This is a genomic window from Collinsella sp. AM36-4AA (assembly GCF_003467795.1).
GTDB lineage: Bacteria > Actinomycetota > Coriobacteriia > Coriobacteriales > Coriobacteriaceae > Collinsella.
Genome location: NZ_QSHS01000048.1, coordinates 1 through 2,463 on the forward strand (window position 1 = coordinate 1; position 2,463 = coordinate 2,463).

Here is a 2,463-nt window from a genome sequence, read left to right on the forward strand (position 1 = left end):
CCTGTGTTTCGTCAAGAGGATTTGAGCAAAAAGAGCATCGGAAATTGAGCAGCCTGAGCATCGGAAGCGCGCACGCTTTTTGAGCGGCTAGCCCTCCTGCATGAGGGCATGGCGGACGCGGTAGGACTCGCCGCGGAACTGGACCAGCCTCCCGTGGTGGACGATGCGGTCGATCACGGCGGCGGCCATCTGGTCGTCCCCGAACACCGACCCCCACCTGCTGAACTCCAGATTCGTGGTGATTACCACCGACTGCCTCTCGTATGCGTCGGCGAAGACCTGGAAGAGCAGCCTCGCCCCGTCCGCGTCGAGCGGGAGAAACCCGAGCTCGTCGATGACGAGCAGGCGGGCCTTGCCGATGAGCGCGGCCTCCCGGTCGAGCCTCCCGTCGTCGCGGGCGCGCCTCAGGCGCATCACGAGCGAGGACGCCGTGAAGAAGCGCGCCTCGAGCCTCCTCTCGCACGCCAGCGCGCAGAGGGCCGACGCCATGTGCGTCTTGCCGGTGCCGACGTCGCCCATGAGCACGAGGTCCTCCCTGCGCTCGACGAAGTCGAGCGCGAGCAGCGACTCGCGCCCCATGCCCTCCGGCCACGACACGGCCGACCAGTCGTAGCCGTCGAAGGTCTTGGGCGCCGGCAGCGCGCAGCGCCTGAGCAGCGTCGCGCGCTTCGAGGCCTCGCGGCTGGACCTCTCCGCCTCGAGGTAGCCCGCCAGGTACTCCACCTGTTTCGGGGTGCCGAGCCTCGACCACTCCTCCAGGACGGCGGTGGTGAGCGAGCACGACCGCCCGGCCTCCACGACCCTGCGGGCCAGCTCCTCGCTAGCTGCCATCGGCGACCGCCCCCTTCAGGAACCCGTCGTAGACCGACAGGTCGGCCCCGCCGGCCCCGCCGCCGCCACCCGCGATGCGCCTCGCCAGCACGTCGACCGTGGCGTCGTCGGGGACGCGGCCGCCCTCGACGACCCTGAGCGCCGCCTCGCAGGCCGCCTCGAAACCCGAGGACTCGCTCGCCCGGCCGATCGACCTGAGCGTGCGCCTCCTGCCGGCGGAGTCCATCCGGTCGATCCCCTCGACGAGCCCCGGCGGCATGTCGCGCCTGATCGTCGACTCCCCGAAGGCCCTCGGCCTGGCGATGATGGCGGGCACGAGCGAGAGGGGGTTCCGGACCGCGGGGCCCTCCCCGAAGGCCCTGGGGAGGACGGCGACCCGGCGGCCGCGGTCGGCGAGGATCTCCACCGTCGACGCGCGCATGCCGACGAGCAGGCTCCGCCCGTGCCAGGCGGGCCCGGCGACGTACTCGCGCCCGTCGGCCTCGACGTAGCCGCGCTTGTCGGCGCAGGCGGTGACCCACCTCACCGCGTCGAACTCCACGCCGGGAAGGGCGCGCATGGCGGCGAGGTCCTCCCGGTAGGCCTCCCCGTGCGGCCTGCCGTCGCGGCAGCGCGCCGCCGCGTTGACCCTCGCGCACCCCTCGGCGAGGAACGCGTTGAGCTCGGGGAGCGTGCCGAACGCCGGCACGGGGACGAGGAGGTTGCGCCGGAGGAACCCCACGGCGTTCTCGACGGAGCCCTTCTCGTTTCCCGAATAGGGGTTGCAGTACCGGCTCTCGAAGCGGTAGTGGGCCCTGAACTGCGAGAACAGCCTCGATTCCGTGACCTCGCCGCGCACCATCCTGCCCGCCTCGGTGGCGTTGTCGAGCACCATCGCCGCCGGGGCGCGGCCCCAGCGGCGGAAGATCTCGAGCAGCCCGGCGCACAGGCACTCCGACCTCTGCGACATGAGGGCGACGCACTGCCGGTCGTTCGAGTGCGGAAGCGTCGCGACCAGCAGCTTGAGGTCGAGGGCCCTCCCTCCGACCGCGGCGCGGAAGTTCCCGAAATCGACCTGGCAGGTGCCGGGCGCCCACTCGAGCTCGAGGTACCCCTCTCCGCCCGCCGCCGCCCGGGCAAGCCTGAGCTCGCGGACGAACCTCTGCACGGTGGAGTACGAGCCGCCGTAGCCGCGCTCGGCGACGAGCCTGTCGTAGATCCGCCTGGCGGTGTGGCGCTGCTTCCTCGGGGCCCCGAGGTCGGCCTCGAGAACGCCGATGACCCATTCCTCGTTGCCCTCGAGCGCGGGCCTGCCCCTCCTCTGGGGCATCGGCGCGGCGGGCGACATGTCCTCCATGTCGGCGTATTTCGCCACGGTGTTCCGGCTCACGTGGAGCATTCGGGCGATCTCGGACCTCGAGCGCCCGGCGGCATCCATCGACCGTATATCATTCACTGTGTCCAGGGGCACGGTCATCTCCTCCATCCTTCCCGGGCGGGCTCGCCAAAGTAACCGCCCGGGGAAACCATACGGCGGGGGCCGCGCCCCCGGTCCCCGGGGCGCGGCCCTCTTGCTTAAACTGCTCAATTTTTCGTGCTCACGGTGCTTATTTCCCAGTGATCACTCGGACCACTTCTTAGTGAACATCAACA

2 protein-coding genes are annotated in these 2,463 nt (G+C 70.6%); both read right to left on the minus strand.

From position 1 onward, the window contains the following. Positions 1–87: 87 nt before the first annotated feature. Complete coding sequence (gene istB, locus DW850_RS09930) at positions 88–831, minus strand: IS21-like element helper ATPase IstB (RefSeq protein WP_117786959.1); 744 nt, start codon at positions 829–831, stop codon at positions 88–90. Then, on the minus strand, positions 821–2,296 hold the full coding sequence (gene istA / locus DW850_RS09935) for an IS21 family transposase (protein WP_117786960.1): 1,476 nt from the start codon (positions 2,294–2,296) through the stop codon (positions 821–823). The genes istB and istA overlap by 11 nt, the downstream gene beginning before the upstream one ends. Between the last annotated feature and the right edge of the window lie 167 nt (positions 2,297–2,463).